15 protein-coding genes are annotated in these 16,220 nt (G+C 48.3%); 9 read left to right on the forward strand and 6 right to left on the reverse strand.

The features are described 5' to 3' along the window. Positions 1-6 precede the first annotated feature (6 nt). Entirely contained in the window at positions 7-1,455 is a 1,449-nt protein-coding gene (locus BUB86_RS15665; RefSeq protein WP_073211299.1) for an anaerobic C4-dicarboxylate transporter, read from the reverse strand. A gap of 182 nt (positions 1,456-1,637) precedes the next feature. On the opposite strand from BUB86_RS15665, the gene ileS reads away from it, so the two are divergent. From ileS to BUB86_RS15705, 8 genes are read left to right on the forward strand one after another with little or no spacing between them, the layout of a single operon-like run. Continuing rightward, the gene (gene ileS / locus BUB86_RS15670; RefSeq protein WP_073211302.1) at positions 1,638-5,204 is read left to right on the forward strand and encodes an isoleucine--tRNA ligase; all 3,567 of its coding nucleotides are present in this window, start codon (positions 1,638-1,640) and stop codon (positions 5,202-5,204) included. Between the two features lie 30 nt (positions 5,205-5,234). Further along, positions 5,235-5,615, forward strand: a complete 381-nt coding sequence (locus BUB86_RS15675; protein ID WP_073211304.1) for a TraR/DksA family transcriptional regulator — start codon at positions 5,235-5,237, stop codon at positions 5,613-5,615. A 33-nt stretch (positions 5,616-5,648) separates the two neighbouring features. Beyond that, entirely contained in the window at positions 5,649-6,263 is a 615-nt protein-coding gene (locus BUB86_RS15680) for a lipoprotein signal peptidase (protein WP_073211344.1), read from the forward strand. Further along, positions 6,253-7,206, forward strand: a complete 954-nt coding sequence (locus BUB86_RS15685; protein ID WP_073211308.1) for a DUF4296 domain-containing protein — start codon at positions 6,253-6,255, stop codon at positions 7,204-7,206. Before BUB86_RS15680 ends, BUB86_RS15685 begins: the two co-directional genes overlap by 11 nt. A 24-nt stretch (positions 7,207-7,230) precedes the next feature. After that, a complete protein-coding gene (locus BUB86_RS15690; protein WP_073211312.1) occupies positions 7,231-8,544 on the forward strand; it encodes an MFS transporter in 1,314 nt (437 codons plus the stop codon). A gap of 17 nt (positions 8,545-8,561) precedes the next feature. Continuing rightward, positions 8,562-9,281: a 16S rRNA (uracil(1498)-N(3))-methyltransferase gene (locus BUB86_RS15695; RefSeq protein ID WP_073211316.1), complete on the forward strand. Its 720-nt coding sequence runs from the start codon at positions 8,562-8,564 to the stop codon at positions 9,279-9,281. A gap of 58 nt (positions 9,282-9,339) precedes the next feature. Further along, the gene (locus BUB86_RS15700) at positions 9,340-10,662 is read left to right on the forward strand and encodes a phenylacetate--CoA ligase family protein (RefSeq protein ID WP_073211319.1); all 1,323 of its coding nucleotides are present in this window, start codon (positions 9,340-9,342) and stop codon (positions 10,660-10,662) included. After that, the gene (locus tag BUB86_RS15705; protein ID WP_073211323.1) at positions 10,659-11,129 is read left to right on the forward strand and encodes a DUF3256 family protein; all 471 of its coding nucleotides are present in this window, start codon (positions 10,659-10,661) and stop codon (positions 11,127-11,129) included. The genes BUB86_RS15700 and BUB86_RS15705 overlap by 4 nt, the downstream gene beginning before the upstream one ends. A gap of 235 nt (positions 11,130-11,364) precedes the next feature. On the opposite strand, the gene proS is transcribed toward BUB86_RS15705, so the two are convergent. After that, positions 11,365-12,846 (reverse strand): proline--tRNA ligase, encoded by a 1,482-nt coding sequence (proS, locus tag BUB86_RS15710; RefSeq protein ID WP_073211327.1) that lies wholly within the window; start codon positions 12,844-12,846, stop codon positions 11,365-11,367. Between the two features lie 746 nt (positions 12,847-13,592). Here proS and BUB86_RS15715 point away from each other — a divergent pair. Then, entirely contained in the window at positions 13,593-14,159 is a 567-nt protein-coding gene (locus BUB86_RS15715) for a hypothetical protein (protein WP_139261674.1), read from the forward strand. Positions 14,160-14,292: 133 nt separating this feature from the next. Here BUB86_RS15715 and BUB86_RS17320 read toward each other — a convergent pair whose 3' ends face one another. The 4 genes from BUB86_RS17320 to BUB86_RS15720 all read right to left on the reverse strand — a co-directional run bounded on the left by BUB86_RS17320 (position 14,293) and on the right by BUB86_RS15720 (position 15,752). Further along, entirely contained in the window at positions 14,293-14,412 is a 120-nt protein-coding gene (locus BUB86_RS17320) for a class IIb bacteriocin, lactobin A/cerein 7B family (RefSeq protein ID WP_139261676.1), read from the reverse strand. 105 nt (positions 14,413-14,517) lie between these two features. Continuing rightward, complete coding sequence (locus BUB86_RS17325; protein WP_139261678.1) at positions 14,518-14,619, reverse strand: class IIb bacteriocin, lactobin A/cerein 7B family; 102 nt, start codon at positions 14,617-14,619, stop codon at positions 14,518-14,520. A 388-nt stretch (positions 14,620-15,007) separates the two neighbouring features. Continuing rightward, on the reverse strand, positions 15,008-15,109 hold the full coding sequence (locus BUB86_RS17775; RefSeq protein ID WP_175549433.1) for a smalltalk protein: 102 nt from the start codon (positions 15,107-15,109) through the stop codon (positions 15,008-15,010). 139 nt (positions 15,110-15,248) lie between these two features. Then, entirely contained in the window at positions 15,249-15,752 is a 504-nt protein-coding gene (locus BUB86_RS15720; protein ID WP_073211333.1) for a hypothetical protein, read from the reverse strand. Between the last annotated feature and the right edge of the window lie 468 nt (positions 15,753-16,220).

Raw genomic sequence — 16,220 nt, forward strand, 5'->3', positions numbered from 1 at the left:
TGTCTTTTAGAAGAATATCATCGATAAGCAGTAAGCCACTATCGTTGAGGTGATTACGCTGATGAGTCCAGGCATCATGAACGAGTGGTTCAACAGGTATTTTCCAATCACCGTAGTACCCGAGCGGTCGAAGTTAACGGTAGCGATATCCGATGGATAGTTGGGGATAAAGAAGTATCCGTAAACAGCTGGCAGCACGCCCAGCAATACCGGACCATCGATGCCCAGCTTATAAGCTAGTGGCAACATGGCTACCACAACGGCACCCTGAGAGTTGATGAGCACAGATACCAGGAAGAATACGAAGGCGATGCTCCAAGGATACTCCTTCACGATGCCTGACAGCATAGTCTGCATCTCGCTCATATAGTTAGAGAAGTAGGTGTCGGCCAGCCAGGCGATACCGTAGATAGCAACTACTGCCACCATACCTGACTGCCATACTGGGCCAGCCACAGCCTTCTTGGGCTTAGCCTTACAGAAGATTATCATGAGGGCAGCAGCCGAAATCATCACAATCTGAATCACCAGGTTCATCTTCAGGTCTACCATTCCCTTTTCTGTAAATCCCTCGGCCACAACACCTGCCTTAGCCAATGCCGATGCAGAAATTGTGACTCCACTAACCAAAGTCAGGTCGCCAGCACCCTTAACAGCCTTAACTGTTGGATATGAAGGCAGCAGGTCGGGTAGGGCAGCAAACATCACGATAACGGCCAGCGCTCCGAGGAAAATAAATACGGCATTCTTAGCCGACTGTGGAATCTCCTTATCGAGTGTGGTGGCTGTTGAACCGTAGATGTACTCGCGCTGTGCAGGATCGGCAATCTTCTTCTGGAACTCTGGATCCTTATCGAGGTCGAGGCCACGATGATAAGAAGCTGTAGCAGCTGCCATCAGTCCGCAAACACAAGCTGGGATTGAAACCATCAGCACGCGAGGGATGGTGATATCGAAGTGGTTGGCATTAGAGATGGTTACGAATGCCACAACGGCAGCAGCGATAGGCGAACAGGTGATACCAACCTGAGAAGCGATAGAAGCTACACCGCAAGGACGCTCAGGACGGATGCCCTTCTTCAAGGCGATGTCGCAGATGATAGGCATCAGTGTGTAAACCACGTGACCTGTTCCAACCAGCACGGTAAGGAAGAAAGTACACAGCGGTGCAAAGAACGTGATGTGATCGGGGTGTTTTCGCAGTAGTTTTTCAGCAATCTGGATCAACCAGTCCATACCGCCCGATGCCTGCATAATACCAGCGCAGGTAACGGCTGCTATAATAATGTAAATAACGTCGGTTGGTGGTGTGCCAGGTTTTAACCCAAATCCGAACACCAAAATAGCCAAACCGATACCAGAAATAGCTCCCAAGGCCAAACTGCCATAGCGAGAACCTACCCACAGTGCACCTAATACGATGCAGAGCTGCAGAATCATTGTAAATGTAATCATAGGTAATCTTAAATTGTTTTAAGTTGTAATTATTGGATTTCTGCTTGCAAATATAAACAAATAATCTGAAATATCATACTTTTTTAGCAGAAATATTAAAAATATTTATTTCCTTTGGTCAAATTGGATATTTTTAGTACCTTTGCACGCTAAATAAGAGAAATAGAAAATATAATTAAGATATGGCAAAGAAATTCGCCGAACATAACGGCTTGAATCTAACCCAGGTAAACAATGATATCCTGGAAATGTGGCGGGAGAAGAATGTCTTCTGGCGCTCGGTAGAGGAGCGTGAAGGCTGTCCGCAGTTTGTTTTCTTCGAGGGTCCTCCCTCAGCTAACGGTCACCCTGGAATTCACCACGTGCTGGCACGTACTATCAAGGATACCTTTAATCGCTATAAGACGATGAAGGGCTATCAGGTAAAGCGTAAGGCCGGTTGGGATACCCACGGACTGCCTGTTGAGCTGGGTGTTGAGAAGGAGCTTGGTATCACTAAGGCTGATATCGACAACAAGCAGAGTGCAAAGTATATCTCTACTGAGGATTACAACAAGAAGTGCCGTGAGAACGTGATGATGTTCACTCAGGAGTGGCGCGACCTCACAGAGAAGATGGGTTACTTTGTTGATCTGGACAACCCATACATCACTTACGACAACAAGTATATTGAGACACTGTGGTGGCTGCTCAAGCAGTTCTACAATAAGGGACTGCTCTATAAGGGCTACACCATCCAGCCATATTCGCCAGGTGCAGGTACTGGTCTGAGCTCACACGAGCTGAATCAGCCAGGTTGCTATCGCGACGTAAAGGATACCACCGTTACCGCTCTGTTCAAGGCGCTGAATCCTAAGGAAGAGTGGACCAAGTGGGGTACACCTTACTTCGTGGCTTGGACAACAACTCCTTGGACATTGCCTTCAAACACAGCACTCTGCGTAGGTCCGAAGATTGACTACGTAGCTGTTGATACATATAACGCTTATAACGGCGAGAAGATTACCATCATCCTGGCAGAGAGCCGCTTGAACGCTTATCTGGCTCCAGAGGGTAACATGACTGATGGCGACGAGATGCCTGAGTACAATAAGGGCGAGAAGTTTGTGCCTTATCGTATCGTAGGTCACTATACTGGCGAGGAGCTGGTTGGTATGAAGTATCAGCAGCTCATGCCTTGGGTAAAGCCATCGGCTAAGCTCGACCAGAATGCTGCCGACTACGTGAAGGAGTATGCTGCTGCTCATCCTGAGAAGGTATTTGCAGGTGAGAACGGCAAGGATCAGTTTGTTGAGATGGAGAGCGAGGCTTTCCGTGTCATCCCTGGCGACTACGTTACAACTGAGGATGGTGCTGGTATCGTACATATCGCTCCAACCTTCGGTGCCGACGACGCCAAGGTGGCTAAGGATGCCCACATCCCAAGCCTGTTCCTTATAAATAAGAAAGGTGAGACACGTCCAATGGTTGACCTTCAGGGTAAGTACTATGTGCTGGACGAACTCGACAATAACTTCGTAGAAAAGTGTGTAGACGTGGCTGGTTACGGTCACCATGCAGGCGACTTCGTAAAGAATGCCTACGCACCTGAGTTTAACAAGGATGGTAAGTACGACGAGCAGGCTGCAGCTAAGGCTGAAGACCTGAATATCGTGATCTGTATGGAGATGAAGCAGGAGGGTACTGCACTCAAGATTGAGAAGCATGTACACAACTATCCTCACTGCTGGCGTACAGATAAGCCTGTGCTCTACTATCCATTGGATTCTTGGTTCATCCGTTCTACTGCTAAGAAGGATCGCATGTTCGAGCTCAACAAGACCATCAACTGGCAGCCTGAGTCAACAGGTACAGGCCGCTTTGGTAACTGGCTTGAGAACCTGAACGACTGGAACCTCTCTCGTTCACGTTTCTGGGGAACACCACTTCCTATCTGGCGCGATGAGGATGGCAAGGAAATCTGCATCGGCTCGGTAGAGGAACTCTATAACGAGATTGAGAAGGCAGTTAAGGCTGGCTTCATGAAGAGTAACCCACTGAAGGACAATGGTTTTGTGCCTTGCGATTGGAGTAAAGAAAATTATGATAAGATTGACCTGCACCGTCCATACGTTGATAATATCGTACTCGTTTCAGAAAGCGGTAAGCCTATGAAGCGTGAGACCGACCTGATTGACGTTTGGTTCGATTCTGGTTCAATGCCTTACGCTCAGATTCACTATCCATTCGAGAATAAGGACCTGATTGATAAGGGTATCGCCTTCCCATGCGACTTCATCAACGAGGGTGTTGACCAGACCCGTGGTTGGTTCTTTACCCTGCACGCCATCGCTACCATGATTTTCGACTCAGTAGCCTTCAAGAATGTAATTTCTTCAGGTCTGGTGCTCGATGCTAAGGGCAACAAGATGTCGAAGCACGTGGGTAACGTGGTGAACCCATTCGATATGATTGGCAAGTACGGCTCTGACGCTGTACGTCTGTATATGATGACTAACTCGGAGCCTTGGGACAACCTGAAGTTCGACCCAGAGGGTGTAGATGAGGTGCGCCGTAAGTTCTTTGGCACACTCTACAACACCTATAGCTTCTTCGCACTCTATGCTAATGTGGATGGTTTCGACCCAACAGCAGAGCAGGTTGCATTCGAGAAGCGTCCTGAGATCGACCGCTGGATTCTCTCTTGTCTGAACACACTCATCAAGGGTGTCGAGGCTGAGCTCGACGGATACGATCCAACACGCGCAGGCCGACTGATTGACGCCTTCGTTAACGACGACCTGAGTAACTGGTACGTACGCTTGAACCGTAAACGTTTCTGGGGTAAGGAGATGAGCGAGGATAAGCTCTCGGCTTATCAGACGCTTTACACCTGCTTGATGACAGTAGCTAAGCTGCTGGCTCCATTTGCTCCATTCTATGCCGATCAGCTGTATAAGGATCTGGGCGGTGAGCTCGATTCTGTACACCTCGATAAGTTCCCTGTAGCTTGCGATGCTCAGATCGATAAGGATCTCGAGGCTCGTATGCTGATGGCTCAGAAGATTACCTCTATGGTACTGGCTCTGCGCCGTAAGGTTAACATCAAGGTTCGTCAGCCACTGCAGGCTATCATGATTCCTGCTGTCGACGAAACTCAGAAGAAGCATATTGAAGCTGTTAAGGACCTGATTATGAACGAGGTAAACGTGAAGGAGCTTCGTTTCGTTGAGGGTGCTGGCGTGCTGGTTAAGAAGGTGAAGTGTAACTTCCGCACCATGGGTAAGAAGTTCGGTAAGCTCATGAAGAGTGTAGCTGCCGCTATGGACGCCCTGACTCAGGAGCAGATAGCAGAACTCGAGAAGAATGGCAGTATTAAACTAGCCGGGCTCGCAGAACTAGAGGGAGTAGAAGTTCTGGCTGAGGACGTTGATATCATCAGCGAGGATATTCCAGGCTGGCTGGTAGCTAACGAGGGCAACCTGACTGTAGCACTCGAGGTAGAACTCACCGACGAACTCAAGAACGAGGGTATGGCACGTGAGCTCATCAACCGTATTCAGAACATCCGTAAGGAGAGCGGCTTTGAAATCACAGACCGCATCAATGTTGAGATTGCTCCTAACGACGATGTGAAGAAGGCTGTTGACAGCTTTGCCGACTACATCAAGACTCAGGTTCTGGCCGATAATATTACTCTACAACCTAATGACGGTCAGGAAGTTGAGTTCGATGAGTTTAAGTTGAACATTAAAGTTACTAAGAATTAAATAATATTCAATAACTAAATTATTTGTATTATGGCAGAGAAGACTCGCTATACTGATGAGGAGCTCGAGGAGTTCCGTCAGATCATAAACGAAAAGATGGCTTTGGCCAAGCGTGATTACGAGCAGATGATGCGCGTACTTACTAACGAAGATAGCAACGATGTCGACGATACATCACCCACCTACAAGGCATTGGAGGAGGGTAGTGCTACCCAGTCGAAGGAAGAACTGATTTCTATGGCTGCCCGCCAGCAGAAGTTCATCCAGGGACTGAAAGCTGCGCTGATTCGTATTGAGAACAAGACTTACGGCATCGACCGTATCACGGGTAAGCTGATTCCAAAGGAGCGCCTTCGCGCTGTTCCTCATGCAACCCTCAGTGTGGAGTCTAAGCTTAACCAGAAGAAGTAAGTGACGAATAATTCTCTTATCACAAAAGGCAGATTGGCGACAATTATTATAGTCGCCATTCTCCTTATTGACCAGGCAATTAAGATCTGGGTAAAGACCTCGATGTCGCTCCACGAGAGCATTCACATCACCGACTGGTTCTACATCACGTTTATCGAGAACATGGGTATGGCTTTCGGTATGCAGTTGGGCAGCAAGATTGTGCTGTCGCTGTTCCGTGTGGCTGCTATCTGTGTGCTGGGTTATTACATCTGGCAGAAGGTTAAGAAGAACGCCCGCACAGGCTATATCATCTGTTTGTCGATGGTGCTGGCTGGTGCAGCAGGAAACCTCATCGACTGTATGTTCTACGGTTTGGTGTTCAACGAGTCGTCGCCCTATTATCTGTCGTATTTCGTGCCTTTTGGTACGGGCTATGCCCCGTTTCTGATGGGCAAGGTGGTAGACATGTTCTACTTCCCGCTGATTGAGACAGAGTGGCCCATGTGGATGCCGTTAGTAGGTGGCGATCACTTTGTGTTCTTCAGCCCGGTGTTTAATTTTGCCGATGCCAGCATCAGCGTCAGCGTGGTTTGGCTGCTGTTGTTCTATCGCGAGGAGATTAGTAAGATTTCATTGAAGAAAGACGAGGCGAAAGTTGAAGAGTAAGGCTATACATATTATATATGTGGCTGCTGCAGTGCTGCTGTTGGCTAGCTGTAAGCCACAGGTTCCGTCGCAGTATATACAGCCCGACGATATGGAGAACCTTATCTACGACTACCACATGGCTCAGGGTATAGCCACCCAGCAGGATGGTAATAGCGAGTATAATCGTCGTTATACCTTCGAGCTGGTGCTCAAGGAGCACGGTGTTACCCAGGCCGAGTTCGACTCTTCGCTGGTGTATTACTATACCCGTGCCGACAGATTCCAAGAAATCTATAAGCACGTTCAAGACCGCCTGAATCAGGAAGCTGAGAAATATGGCGCTGCCAGCGAGGTGCAGACTATTCTGGCAAGTTCGGCCAGCGGTGATACCATCGATGTATGGAAGGGTATGCGTGCGCTCATGCTGCTCAACGATCGTCCGTATCATCTGTATCAGTTCAGTCAGAAGGCCGATACTACATACCATGAGGGCGATAGCTTTATGATGAGTGTCAACACCTCATGGCTCATGCAGAACGGCAATCGCCAGGCTACAGTCTATCTGGCCATCACCTATGCCAACGACAGCACCACTAAGCAGTTCTCTACCATCTCTTCGTCGGGCACCACCAACCTGCGCGTGCCTTATTGCAAAGAGCGTGTTAAGGAGATTAAGGGATTCATCATGTGTGGCATGCGTCCAAGTACTGATAACACCAGTAGCTTGTGTCTGATGTTCATCAACAACATCCAGCTGGCTAAGTTCCGCAACAACATGCCTGAACCCGCTGCAGTTGAGCCGCAGCCTGCAAGGGCCGACAGTATGCCTGACAAAATCGACGCCGCTCGCATTCCAAGCGATCATCCGCTGACTATAGGCGAAGCAGCCAGAATGCGTCAGATGCAGCAAACGCATCGAATAGAACAGATGCAGAAGAGAATTCCAATAACAAATAAATAAGGAACCAATATCTAAGTAATAATTATGAATCTGAAATTCCGTTTAGCATTGATGAACTTCCTGGAGTTCGCTGTCTGGGGAGCCTATCTTACTTGTATGGGAAACTACCTTGGAGTAGCCGGACTGGGCGATAAGATCTCTTGGTTCTATGCTATTCAGGGTATCGTAAGTATCTTTATGCCTACACTGATGGGCATCGTAGCCGATAAGTATATACAACCTCAGCGATTGCTGGGATTGTGCCATCTGGCAGCTGGAGGCTTTATGCTGGGATGCTGGTGGCTTGGTATGCAGGCAGGCTTTGGCCAGGAGCTGCACAACAAGTCGCTGTTCATCGCGCTCTATACTATCAGCGTAGCATTCTTTATGCCAACTATTGCTTTGGCCAATACCACAGCTTTCACCATATTGAAGAATAATGGTGGCGACACCGTGAAGGATTTTCCACCCATCCGTGTGTTGGGCACCGTTGGTTTCATTGTTACCATGTGGTTTGTTAACTGCGCCGTTTGGCAGGATGGCAGTTTCACGATGACGCTGGCCGATAGCGACTATAAGTTCCAGTACACCTATATGCAGTTCTTTGTATCAGGTATTCTGAGCATCCTGCTATGTTTCTATTGCTACACTCTGCCTGAGTGCAAGGTGGTTCGCAAAGAGAAGGTGTCGCTCATTGAGAGTCTGGGCCTCAATGCCTTCAAGCTGTTCAAGAGTCGCCAGATGGCTCTGTTCTTCATCTTCTCAGCGCTGCTGGGCATGTGTCTGCAGGTAACCAACGGCTATGCAGGTCCGTTCATCACCAGCTTCAAGGGTAGTGCCGATGCTGCTGTTGCTTCATCGTTTGCTGCCAACAATGCCACACTGCTCACCAGTATCTCGCAGATCAGCGAGGCGCTGTGCATCCTGATGATTCCATTCTTCCTGAAGCGTTATGGCATCAAGGTAGTCATGCTCATGTCTATGTTTGCCTGGGTGTTCCGCTTCGGATTCTTTGGTGTGGGTAATCCCGCTATGCCTGGTGTTATCATGTTCATCCTCTCTTGTATCGTGTATGGTGTTGCTTTCGACTTCTTCAATGTCTCTGGCGGTATCTTTGTCGATCAAGAGTGCGAGCCCAGTATCAAGGCTTCGGCTCAGGGGCTGTTTATGATGATGACCAATGGTATTGGTGCCACAGTGGGTACGCTTGCTGCTGGCGAGATTGTGAACCATTATTGCGCTTGGAACAACGGATTCCTGCAGGGCGACTGGACCACCTGCTGGTTTATCTTCGCAGGCTTTGCCCTCGTTGTGGGTGCGGCCTTTGCGTTGGTATTCCATCCTGAAACGAAAAATTAATTCTAGATAAGATAAATATGAAGGAAACAAGATATTTCTTTGTGCCTGATGCTGAGAATCAGACTGAGTTGCCTACCGACGAGGCGATGCACGCTATGCGAGTGCTCCGCCTGAAGAGTGGCGACGAGTTGTTTCTGATGGACGGCGAAGGAAATTACTACCGCGCTCAGGTAACGGTAGCTGCTACACATCACTGTTATTACGAGATTCTGGAGAAGCTGCCTCAGGAGCGCCAATGGAAGGGACATCTGCATCTGGGCATTGCTCCTACCAAGATGATGGATCGTATGGAGTGGATGATGGAGAAAGCTACCGAGATTGGCGTCGACGAGGTATCATTCCTTAACTGTAAGTTCTCAGAGCGCCGACTGGTCAAGTTGGTTCGTCTGGATAAGATTATCACAGCAGCTGTCAAGCAGAGTCACAAAGCCTGGAAGCCACAGGTTAATGAAATGCTCCATTTTTCGGCCTTCCTGCAGCAGCCCATCCAGGGGCGCAAGTATATTGCCCACTGCTACGACGAGGTGCCTCGTGTTGATCTGTTCGATGAACTGCGTAAGCCTTCCGATACCGATGACGTAACAGTGCTGGTTGGTCCTGAGGGCGATTTCTCTATCGACGAGGTGAAGCAGGCCGTAGCCGAGGGCTGGGTTTCTGTCAGCCTCGGTGCTAGCCGACTTCGCACTGAGACAGCAGGTCTTTCAGCCGTCATGATGATGCAGCTGGCACAGAAGTAATGTAAAAAAATAAGTCCGATAACCAAATAAACTATAAGATATGACTGACGAGAAAATTATGGCTACCATCAAGCCCGACGGCGAATACTGGCAGCCCGAACTCGAGACTATGCCAAGAGAGCAGCTTCAGCAGCTCCAAGTTAAGAAACTAAAGGACACCATCAATGTCTGTCTTAAATCGCCATTCTACAAGAAGCGTTTGGGCGAGGCAGGCATTACGGCCGACTCCATCAACTCGCTCGACGACCTGCGAAAGATTCCTTTCACCACCAAGCAGGATTTGCGCGACAACTATCCTTACGGACTTGTTGGAGGCAATCTCGACGATGCGGTACGTATCCACTCTACCAGTGGTACCACAGGCAATCCCTGCGTAGTGGTCTATTCCGAGCACGACATCTGTTCTTGGGCCAACATGATTGCCCGCAACCTCTATATGGTTGGTTGCCGTAAGAGCGATGTATTCCAGAACTCAAGTGGCTATGGTATGTTTACTGGCGGACTGGGATTCCAGTATGGTGCCGAGTGGCTTGGTGCTATGACTGTTCCTGCTGCAGCTGGTAACTCAAAGCGTCAGATTAAGTTTATTAAGGACTTTGGCACAACCTGTCTGCATGCCATTCCTTCTTACGCCATCCGTCTGGCTGAGGTGTTCAAGGAAGAGGGTGTCGACCCTGCATCAACCAAGCTCCGCACACTCTGTATTGGAGCCGAACCTCATACTGAGGAGCAGCGTCGTCGCATCGAGAAGATGCTGGGCGTAAAGGCCTACAACTCTTTCGGTATGACCGAGATGAATGGCCCTGGTGTAGCCTTCGAGTGTAAGTATCAGGATGGTATGCACCTGTGGGAGGATAACTATATCGTAGAGATTGTTGATCCTGATACGCTCGAGCCTGTGCCCGATGGCGAGATGGGTGAGATGGTACTCACCACGCTCGATCGTGATATGATGCCTATCCTGCGCTATCGCACACGCGACCTCACCCGTATCATTGCCGAGCCATGTAAGTGTGGCCGTACCCATCGCCGTATCGACCGTATCAAGGGTCGTACCGATGATATGTTTATCATCAAGGGCGTCAATGTATTCCCCATGCAGGTCGAGAAGATTCTGGTGCAGTATCCTGGTTTGGGCAGCAATTACCTCATCACCCTCGAAACCATCGACGATAACGATGTGATGACAGTAGAGGTTGAGCTTGATGGACTGGACACTGATATCTATCCAGAGATGCAGAAGATGATGAAGGACATCCAGCGTGCATTGAAGGACGAGATTCTGCTCACACCTCAGGTAAAACTTGTTAAGAAGGGCTCATTACCAGTCAGCGAGGGTAAAGCCGTTCGTGTAAAGGATTTAAGACCATCTCGCGGATGATGAAGAAAATATTCCTGGCCCTGTTTGTGGCCGCAACTTTTAGTCAGGCATCTGCCCAGAACGTCAATATTCGCGACGCATTCAGGGAGATGCCCGACTCTCTTATGCCTTATCTCTCAAAGAACAATCGTCTCGACTTTATCGATTTCCTCGATTCTGGTATGAAGGCCGAGGTGAAGAATCAGCTGGGCGGCACCAGCCAGATGCTGTCTATAGCCGACGACAGTCTGACCATTCAGATGAACCCCTCGCTGCGTGTCCACATGCTTGCGATAGACAGCGTGGTGGCAGTTGTCGAGACATTCCTGGTCGATTCTATCTACGGCGAGAGTAGGGTGCATTACTATTCAGCCAACTGGCATCCCATTGCTCAGCCTGAGCTCAGCGCAGCCCAGCAGCAGCGCATCCGAAGATTAGAACTGCAAAATATCGTAAAGCGCGACGATGATTTGCTGAAGAAACGTTAAATAACTGCGATTTCCTTCTTCTAGTTTACCTCATTCTAAAGAAAAATTCTACCTTTGCAGCGTGTTTTTCATGGTATTAGATTATTAAGGTTAATTAGAAGATCGTTTATCGTGAGGTAAGTGATATTTCGGCCTCCATAAAGTAATGTTTCTGCATATTTTTTGAACATTAGTTTATGGTTAAAAAAAGAGGAACCTGCGAAGGTTCCTCTTTTGCTTTTATAATAGCTCGCTCTTAGTAAGAGCGGGCTATTATAACGCGAGCCTTAGCAGGCTTGCCAGTCACCATATCCACACCAGGAGTCTGCTCAACTCCGAATGGCACGCATCGTATTGTGGCCTGAGTCTCCTCCTTGATTCTTGCCTCAGTCTCGGCAGTACCGTCCCAGTGGCACAGGAAGAATCCTCCGTCCTTCACCTTCTCCTTAAACTCCTCGTAGTTCTCGCACTCGTAGATGTGAGCATCACGATAGTCCTTGGCCTTCTTGAAGATGTTCTGCTGAATGTCCTCAAGCAGCTGCTCTACGTACTGAGCTATTCCGTCGATAGAGCGTGTCTCCTTCTCCAGCGTATCGCGGCGCATCACCTCGATGGTGCCGTTCTCCAAGTCGCGAGCACCCAGTACCAGTCGTACGGGTACACCCTTCAGCTCATAGTCGGCAAACTTGAATCCAGGGCGCTTGTTGTCAGCATCGTCAAACTTCACGCTGATGCCCTTGCTGCGCAGCTCGTCGATGATAGGCTGTACTGCATTGTTCACCTGGTCCATCTGCTCAGGCTTGTTGGCGATAGGAATAATCACTACCTGTATTGGAGCCAGACGTGGAGGCAATACCAGTCCGTTGTCATCGCTGTGAGTCATGATCAGCGCACCAATCAGTCGTGTAGAAACACCCCATGAAGTAGCCCATACATACTCAGGCTTGTTCTCCTTATTAAGATATGTAACCTCGAAAGCCTTAGCAAAGTTCTGACCAAGGAAGTGGCTTGTACCGCTCTGCAGAGCCTTACCGTCCTGCATCATAGCCTCGATGGTGTATGTGTCCAGGGCACCAGCAAAACGCTCAGTCTCGCTCTTCACTCCCTGTACCACTGGCACAGCCATCCACTCCTCAGCAAACTTGGCATACACCTTCAGCATCTTCTGTGCTTCCTCCTCAGCCTCTTCGCGAGTAGCGTGGGCAGTGTGTCCTTCCTGCCACAGAAACTCCGATGTACGCAGGAATGGGCGTGTACGCATCTCCCAGCGCATCACGTTACACCACTGGTTGCACATCAGTGGCAGATCGCGCCACGACTGAATCCAGTTCTTATAGGTGTTCCAGATGATGGTCTCCGATGTAGGACGTACTATCAGCTCTTCCTCCAGCTTAGCAGCTGGGTCTACCTCTACACCGCTCTTATCCTCCTTAGCGCGCAGACGGTAGTGAGTAACCACGGCGCACTCCTTGGCAAAGCCCTCTACGTGCTCAGCCTCTTTCGAGAGGAACGACTTTGGAATCAGCAAGGGGAAGTATGCGTTCTGTGCTCCAGTCTCCTTAAACATCTTGTCCAGCTGCTGCTGCATCTTCTCCCAGATGGCGTAGCCGTAGGGCTTAATCACCATACATCCGCGTACGGCGCTCTGCTCAGCCAGGTCGGCCTTTACAACCAGGTCGTTAAACCACTGGCTGTAGTTATCAGCCCTTTTAGTAAGTTCTTTTAATTCTTTTGCCATATTTTTTCTTCTATGTTTTCAATTTTGCGTGCAAAATTACTAATTTTAGAGCGAAATACCAAAGGAAAACTTGTTTTTCTTTGAATTTCCGAGATGCATCCTACCTTCGAGGTAGTCAGAGGTAATGAAAATCTTCGCCATAATGTTTGTAAATTCCAATTTTTTATAGTACCTTTGCACCTAACTTAAAAACAAGATTAAACAACAAATTAATTTCAGGATTATGAATATAACCATCCTATCAATAAAATCTTTGCTTCACAAAGCTAATTCCTCTTGTGGTAGACCTCTAGTAACAAGAAAAGTTACAGTAAAATGAAAGAAAATCGATAAAAAACTTGGCAGTCCACGCATTTTTTCCTATATTTGCCCCCTGAATGGTGACTCTGTCGCTTTTCACGACATGATGGGAATTACGGAGCGTTATGCTTCTTTTACGTAATGACTGTTAATGTACGACAAACTAGAATAATTAATGTAACCGCTTATGAAACGTAATAGAATCCTGAACATGGTTATGGCAGCAGGCATCATCCTGTTCGCAATGATCGTATCAATGAGCTTCACAGCCTGTTCTGTTTTTGATCAATGATTGCCTATATCGCTGGCGGCGTATGTCTGGTGATTGCCGCCGTTTGGTTCTGTGCATGGATGATTAACAACAATAAAAACCAAAGAAAATGAAACGAATTAATTATTTAGTGATGTTGGCAGCGGCGGCCCTGATGGCTGGCTGCGGGCCAAAAGTGGAGCAAACGGTCTTGGTGGGTCATTTCCATAATACGGATGACGTGCCTGAGTATGTAATCCTGTTCAACGAAGATACAGGAGAAGAACTGGCTAATGTGCCCGTGAAAGACGGAGTTTTCCGCTACGACATACCCAGCGACAAGACGACTCTCATGTCCGTCCGTTTCGGTCTGGACGGCAACGGCTGGAAGGAGAAATTCATCCCTACCGGCGACACGGTGCGCTACGAGATAGACGGCCTCAAGACGGTTGCCGAGGAATTCGCACCAGAGACATCGCTCAACTTCCAGGTGCGCGATTCTGCGCCGATCTTAGCGGATGTGCTTAGCCGCCTGGAGACTGACTCTGCCGCTACCGGTGAATTGCGTGACTACTGCCTCAAACTGATTGAAGAGCATCCCTCCGATTTCCTCGGTTACTGGGGTCTGATATACGCCTCGTTAGCTCAGATGTCAGAGGAAGAGTGGTTGGCATTGGTGGACAAGGTGGCGCCTGAGATTCAGGCAAAGCCCCATGTGCAGGCGCTGAAGGCTCAGTATGCGGCCTCACGAGAAGAGAAGTAAGTCGTGGGGACAGATACTGTTTTAAAATGCCTCACTTTTAATCCAAAAAGTTTGGTTTTTAAAACAGTATCTGTCCCAGTGACTAACCTGTCCCAGTGACTAAACCCCAAAAAAGCCCTGGCTGTAACATACACTACAAAGCCTTTCCACTTTTGGAGGGTTCGTCCTGGAATGAAATTCCGCCGTTTACCTGCTCCAACTCTTCCTTAGTTAACTCCTGATCCTTCTGGCTGTTCTCTTCTTTCTGTTTCATAATCTAATAAATTTTAAATTGTTAAACTTGCTGTTTCTTGTCTCTAATATGTCGTTTGTTCTGATTGACATTGCAAAGTCAGCAGCAATTAACACGTCAGAGGGCCTACCCTTTCGGACGTGGTATAAAACCTCCGCCGTTTACCTGCTCCAACTCTTCCTTAGTTAACTCCTGATCCTTCTGGATGTTCTCTTCATTCTGTTTCATAATCTAATAAATTTTAAATTGTTAAACTTGCTGTTTCTTGTCTCTAAGATGTCGTTTGTTCTGATTGACATTGCAAAGGTAAGGAAATTTTTGGCTGATTCCAAGAAAAATGCCAGATATTTATCGGAGTTGTTGCGACAGGCTTGGTGTTTTGCGACAAAATAGGGGAATAAGGGGTTGTGGCTGTCGTCTGCTCACTGCTGGCAAAAGTCGTGGGGACAACTTTTATTTTATCTATGCAAGTAAATATATACAAAAATCCCTTAGGCGAGCATTCACTGCTGGCCTAAGGGGGATAGACTTTAAAAAATGAAAAAAGAACTTCTATTCGAATGCGCCTCGCTGCAGTATGAGGGGCGCACCCCTCAAGTGCAGGTCTTTGGCTGGGCTATATGCCCATGCAGCTTGTTGCACCAAGCGCCGTTAGAATGGCTGACGCTATAGAGGCAATGAGCTGAACTATAAACTTTGCAGTCTCTTTCTTTGTCATAATGATTTGATTTTAATGGTTAATACTTTCCGTAGGTATTCCCCTCCTCTCGAGAGACCGCTCGACCCGAAGGGGCGCTTGCTACCGAAGGGACGCAAGATAGGCTAGGGGTGGAGTGATTAAACTCTTTTACCTATTTTTAATCCCCGGGATTAGGGGTGTAGCCACCAGTTGGCCCATCGTCCTCATCACTTGAGCCAGAGCCGCTGGTGGAATCGCCACCCGTCAGGGTGTCTACATTCACGAACTCGGCCTTCTTGATGAACTCGCGGCTGCTGATGTTCATCTCCTGTTCGCCCTCAGGCATGAATCGGATGTGCAGGGCCTTCAAGTTCTTCTGCACATTGAAGTCCTCCTTCTTCTGTGCGCCGCCCTCCTGGTTCTCGAGGGTGGTGAAGAAGGTACCCAGACCCTCAATCTTCACACGCTTGCTCTCCAGCAGCATCTCCACCAGACAGCTGCGGAACTTCTCCAGCACACCAAACACCACGTCGCTGGTGTACACGCTACCATGCTCACTGATATGGTTAGCCAGCTTGCGGGTGTTCATAGTTTCAACACTCTTGCTGTGGGCAAACCACTTGCCAAAAATACTCGACTTCACATTCTTGTTCTGTCGCAACTCATAAAAAATCTTCGCCATACTCTAATAATGTTTTCGCTCGGCTTTGCCGCTTGGCTCCGCCAAGAATGGTTAATACTAAAGTTAATTAAAAGCAATGCAAGGGAAGCGCAAGGCGAACGCAGTGTGCAAGCTCGCTTGGCCAATGCTGAGCCGCAGCCTTCACTCGTACCCGCAACTTCTTTATTGCGGGTACAAAGGTACACAAAAAAAAGGCGCAAAAATAGCTTTTTTTTGACTTTTCTCGATTTTTTCGTTAAATGTTAAAATGTAAAGAAAACCTTCGCGCGCAAAACGTCTCTAAATCAGCAATCCCAATGATGTCCAGAAACAATCTGTGAGATAGTTCGGAAATTTTTGGCAAAATCTCGTAAACAATCCAGCAGATTCTGCCGTACCACTCCAAACACCTGTTTTTGCAGGGTGGGGGCGAACGCAGGTACGCAGGTACATTTTGTAAAATCAAGTGGCAGTGACGAGCAGGTGAAA

Origin of the sequence: Xylanibacter ruminicola, from assembly GCF_900142525.1 — a bacterium.
GTDB classification, from domain to species: Bacteria; Bacteroidota; Bacteroidia; order Bacteroidales; family Bacteroidaceae; genus Prevotella; species Prevotella ruminicola_A.

What these genes read in the sequence shown, in the direction of transcription:
- BUB86_RS15700 (WP_073211319.1), top strand. Translation starts at nt 9,340, where the DNA reads ATGGCTACCATCAAGCCCGACGGCGAATACTGGCAGCCCGAACTCGAG.
- BUB86_RS15665 (WP_073211299.1), bottom strand. Translation starts at nt 1,455, where the DNA reads ATGATTACATTTACAATGATTCTGCAGCTCTGCATCGTATTAGGTGCA.
- BUB86_RS15675 (WP_073211304.1), top strand. Translation starts at nt 5,235, where the DNA reads ATGGCAGAGAAGACTCGCTATACTGATGAGGAGCTCGAGGAGTTCCGT.
- BUB86_RS17775 (WP_175549433.1), bottom strand. Translation starts at nt 15,109, where the DNA reads ATGACAAAGAAAGAGACTGCAAAGTTTATAGTTCAGCTCATTGCCTCT.
- ileS (WP_073211302.1), top strand. Translation starts at nt 1,638, where the DNA reads ATGGCAAAGAAATTCGCCGAACATAACGGCTTGAATCTAACCCAGGTA.
- BUB86_RS15720 (WP_073211333.1), bottom strand. Translation starts at nt 15,752, where the DNA reads ATGGCGAAGATTTTTTATGAGTTGCGACAGAACAAGAATGTGAAGTCG.
- BUB86_RS17320 (WP_139261676.1), bottom strand. Translation starts at nt 14,412, where the DNA reads ATGAAACAGAAAGAAGAGAACAGCCAGAAGGATCAGGAGTTAACTAAG.
- BUB86_RS15705 (WP_073211323.1), top strand. Translation starts at nt 10,659, where the DNA reads ATGATGAAGAAAATATTCCTGGCCCTGTTTGTGGCCGCAACTTTTAGT.
- BUB86_RS15695 (WP_073211316.1), top strand. Translation starts at nt 8,562, where the DNA reads ATGAAGGAAACAAGATATTTCTTTGTGCCTGATGCTGAGAATCAGACT.
- BUB86_RS15690 (WP_073211312.1), top strand. Translation starts at nt 7,231, where the DNA reads ATGAATCTGAAATTCCGTTTAGCATTGATGAACTTCCTGGAGTTCGCT.
- BUB86_RS17325 (WP_139261678.1), bottom strand. Translation starts at nt 14,619, where the DNA reads ATGAAACAGAATGAAGAGAACATCCAGAAGGATCAGGAGTTAACTAAG.
- proS (WP_073211327.1), bottom strand. Translation starts at nt 12,846, where the DNA reads ATGGCAAAAGAATTAAAAGAACTTACTAAAAGGGCTGATAACTACAGC.